Consider the following 4,626-nt stretch of genomic DNA (forward strand, 5'->3'; position numbering starts at 1 on the left):
CGGATCGAGCCGATCTGCTTGGCGCGGCCAACCTGACGTTTACGGTCGGGGGAAGCAGCACCCTCATCCCGCTGGAGTCGGCGGTCACGCGCTACGAGCGGTACTTGCAGCCGGGAGAAGTACGGCTTGCGATGGCCAGCAAGACAGGAGGATTGCTGCTCGCAAGCAGGGATGGCGTGACTGTAAGCAGCGGCAGCGGGACCGAGGTTCAGCTGACGCCGGTGTTCCCCGCGTCGCTGAAAGTACAGGTCGATGATCAACGGACCGGGATGCCGCTGGCTTCGATACCGGTTGTCTTCAAGGAGAAGGACGGCGGCCGGATTATCCACGAAGGAGTGACGGATGCGAGCGGAGCGGCGGTTCTGCCGGGCGAGCATTACGCCGGCGATGAAATTGTCGTAAGCGTGCTTCCGGAGAGAGATTATATTCCCGCGGGGGATCAGACCGTCACGCTGACGCTCGGCTCATCCGTGCTGAGGGTCCCTTTGCGAAGTCTGGCGAACACGGTCCTGTCGTTCCGGATCGACTATTCGCAACAGGCGGGCAGCAAGAAACTCATGCTCCCGGTGCTTGATTCCGATGCTGTCATCAAGGTGCGCAGCCAGCCCGGGCTCGCGCTCAAGGCGCGGATCGACTATACGGAGTGGATATCGGAGGAGAAGACGGGGCCAGCTTCGCGGATTATCGATCTCGCAGAGCGAAATGCGGGGGAGTATGAGGGTGTATTTCTGATTACGGAGGGTATCGCACGTATCGATTCCGTACTGCTTCAGATAGATGGAAATTGGCTTCGAGCGCCTTATCCGGTCAACAAAGAGGTTGCCGGCCGCTACGAAGTTCGGTTGAATGTGCCCGCACGGTCGGTCTGGCACCAAGAATTGGCGGGAGGGGCATTGGAAGCTTCGGCCATCGATTACGATTGGGGAAATCATTGGACCAGCGCAGCCATCGATGCGGAGTCGCTGACATACAGGCTCAATGCGCCGTTGCCTGGCGTATACACCATTTCGAGCAGGCCGGCTAAGCGGGAGAATCCGCCTTTGTCCATCAAGCGGGAGGCGCCTCCGCCGGGCCGCACGGCCATCGTGACGTTGTCGCCGGAATTTGCCGTTCGGCTCCTTGGCTCTGCCACGGGAGCGGGACAATACAGCTACGAAGTGCGCGACGGCAGCGGCAATGCCGTGCTGTCCGGCTCCAGCTACGGAGCGTTAAACGCGACATTGACAGCCGTGCCCGACCAGGAGCTCCGCGTGAAGCTGATGCCGAAGGATCCGGCTTTTATCGCCGAATGGATCGATCTGATCGTTGCGGGCAAGGAGATCGCATTCGATACGGCGTTCCGCAGGAGACCGGAGGCCGTTGTATCCGGACGGGTATACGCGCTTGACGGCAAGCCGGCGGCAGGCTCCATCGTGACGGCGACCGTTGCCCTGGACGGAGCGTCCAAGACCTATACGGCAAACGCCAACGCGCAAGGCGCATACACGTTGTCCTTGCCGGAAGGCGAGGCGGTCTTGCGCGCAACGGGCAACCATATCAGCGGATATGCGTCGCCGCGAGTAACCGTGCTGGCGAGTGGATCTGAGCCTGCACAGGCCGATCTGCATTTGAAGGAGCAAGCGAAGCTGAACATCCGGCTGTATGCGAAAATAGACGGAGGATGGCAAGGACCGCTGGAGGTGGATTGGTCAAGCGGCGTTCATTATCGCATTAAGTCGACGCCTGCTATAACGAATCACGGGCCGCCCGCAATCGTGGAGGCGGTCGCGGGCGACACGGTAAGGGTATGTGCGGACGGTGTGGAAGCAAAGCTGCCGAAAGCATGCAATGAAACCGTAATCGGCGAGGACGGAGTGGGGGAAGTAGAGCTTCGGCTGGAAAACGCCGGAGGCCAGGCGCAGTTCAGGTTAGTCGACTCGAACGGACGGGAGGTCACTTCCGCGAATGCGTCTTTGTACCGCAACGAGGACAATAGCATGACCGGGCATACGCTGAACATGGAACGGGGGTACTCCCGCTTCACGCTGCCCGTGGCGTCTACCGGCAGCCAACGGTTGATTATCCGCGCATCCAGCGAGTTTGCGATCGTCGAGTTTCATGCGCGTCCTGGCGATACCGCCGAGCTTGGCGTCATACAGCTGCGGAAGCCGGGAGTGTTCGGCGATTTCACCCTCAACGGCCTGCATGCATCGTCGGAATGGACGACGCCGGAAGGGCGTCTCTCGCTTCGGGCGTTCTACGAGCATTCGCAATACAATGCGAAAGCGGCCACGGATGCCGTGCTGGTGCTCAAGCTGCCGGAGGGGGTCGAGATCTTGCCGGGATCAGCGATGCTGAACGGCAATCCCGTCGCTCCCGAGCTTAACGGAACGACGGTATCGGTACCGCTCGGCGATATTGCGTATCGCCAGAAAGGCGCATTCCAGCTGAAGCTGAAAGCCGGATCATCCCTTGCGCAGCCGGATCTCCCCATACAGGCGAGCATTCGCTACAAGCTTGGAGAGGAAGCGCAAGAGGCCATTATCGGCATGGCTCTGCTGCAAGTGACGCCTGCAACGATTCGCGCGCCGCAGCTGACGACGAAACCGGAGATTGAAGTGAGCGGCACCGCTCCGGCGGGAGCGGAGGTGATCGTATACGATGGGGCTGCCGAGTTGGGACGTACGACAGCTTCTTCCTTCGGTACATGGAGCCTGCCTGTCGTACTGGTCGAGAATGCCAGGAAGAAGCATCGGCTGAGGGTTGGCATTGTCTGGCAAGGGGAGATGCTGGCGGGCGAGGGGACCACTGTCGCTTACGATCCTTCCGATCCGGGACTTGCGGAGGTGGCGATGCGGCAAACGGACGGCCGGCTGGTGACGTTCCGGCCGGATGATGGCGTAGCGGTATTCCCGTACGTCGTCATTCCGTCGTATCCGTTTATTTTTCAAATGAAATTTCGCAGCCCGGAACGTGTATACGATGTTGAAGTGCATCTCGGCGACCGGTCGGTATCGGCGACGCGGAAGGGCGATGGATACGAAGCGGTTGTTCCCGCATCCTACAATCTGGGACCGGTATGGGTCACTTACCGCAAGAAGCCCGATGCCGTCATATCGGAAACGGAGGAACCTACGGAAGACGAACTGCGTTTTATTGTGCCTGTTGCCTATGAGGATTTCGAGCTGCAACGGGCCGCAGCGGGCGGCGAACAAGAGCCGGATGGCACGGTTGTGCCTGCGGGAGGCGTGTATGCCGATGTGAGCTTGTCGGACGATCTTGACGCGACGATACGAGCTTCAAGCTCCATGATCGACAGCTTCACGCCTTCGGAGGCGGAGCAGCGCCGGGTGGAGCGGACGGGAGTGCCCGTGTATGATGTGTCCGTTCGCAGGCAATGGCATAACAACAGCGCCAGCATGTCTGTTACGGTCACCATTCCAAGGTCGGAGCTGCCTTCGGCGAAGGCGGATGGAGCTAACGAAGACGCGGCCGGACAACGCCAGTTGGCTCTGTTGAACGCGCCGGCCGTCAAAACGACTTTCGAAGTTGGCGTTACAACGGTGAATCAACTGCTCGGCGCAAGAGATGTGGTCGTAAACGCCAAAGGGCTCGACGATGACAGCAATCTGTTCAAACGGGCGAAGCGAGCCGCGCAAGACGCGAGAAGGCTGTGCGATGCGCAGGCAAGAGAGTATTACACGAGCTTCGCGGAAGAGGTCCGCGCCATGATTGCGATGCAGGAAGCGTTTAAAACCGCTATCGGCGTAGCGGGCACGGTAAAGGGAGCAGGGTTGCCCGGTATCGGCTTCTGGTACGTCACGTACGAAATCGGTTTGCATCTGGATGAGCTGGCTGCCGAAGAGCTGGATACGCTGGAGCGTTACCTGAAGGAGAACAAATGCAAGGTGAAACCTTACGATCCGCCGGTAGCGGAGCCGAGCTATATTTGGGACCCTAGCGGCTTCGTCTACGAGGGCATGATGTCCAATGTTCTGGAGGGCGTCAAAGCGACGGCCTTCCAGCAAAACGCCGGCACCGGCGTTTGGGAAATATGGGACGCGGAATGGTATGAGCAGCTGAATCCGCATTGGACGAACGGGCAGGGACGGTATGGCTGGGATGTTCCGCCGGGCCGCTGGAAGGTCAAATACGAGAAGGAAGGGTATGCAACGACGTATAGCGACGAGCTGGAAGTTCCGCCGCCTCACTTTGACGTCAACATCGGGATGGTGTCGAACTTGCCGCCCGAAGTGGCTTTTGTGGAAGCTGTGCCGGGCGGCGGCGTGTTGGCAGGCTTTACGAAGCCGATCGATATTCAGTCGCTCGCGGACGAAGCGATCACGCTGACGGCTGCCGGCGGAGCTAGCGTGCAGGGAACGGTAAGCGCTGTTGGCGCTGAGACCGCAGACGGCCGAACGCTTGCAATGGCCGCCGAATTTGCGCCGGATGCGGCGTTGACAGACGGGGCTGTCTATACGGTCGTCATCAGCGGCGACATATTCAGCTATGCCGGCGTTCCGATTGGCGATGATGCGCAGCATGCCGTAACGGCGATCGTCGAAGATTCGACGCCTCCGGCGCCGGTAAGCGGGCTGAACGGCAGCATGACCGGCGATAACGGCGCCGTCCTCGTTTGGGAGCGGC

1 protein-coding gene is annotated in these 4,626 nt (G+C 60.2%); it reads left to right on the plus strand.

Going from position 1 to position 4,626, the window contains the following annotated elements; genetic code table 11:
- Positions 1 to 4,626 (plus strand): hypothetical protein (locus PAT3040_RS37400; protein ID WP_219930316.1); only part of this gene is annotated, 4,626 nt, incomplete at both ends.

The organism is Paenibacillus agaridevorans, from assembly GCF_003112455.1.
In the GTDB taxonomy this organism is placed as follows: Bacteria; Bacillota; Bacilli; order Paenibacillales; family Paenibacillaceae; genus Pristimantibacillus; species Pristimantibacillus agaridevorans.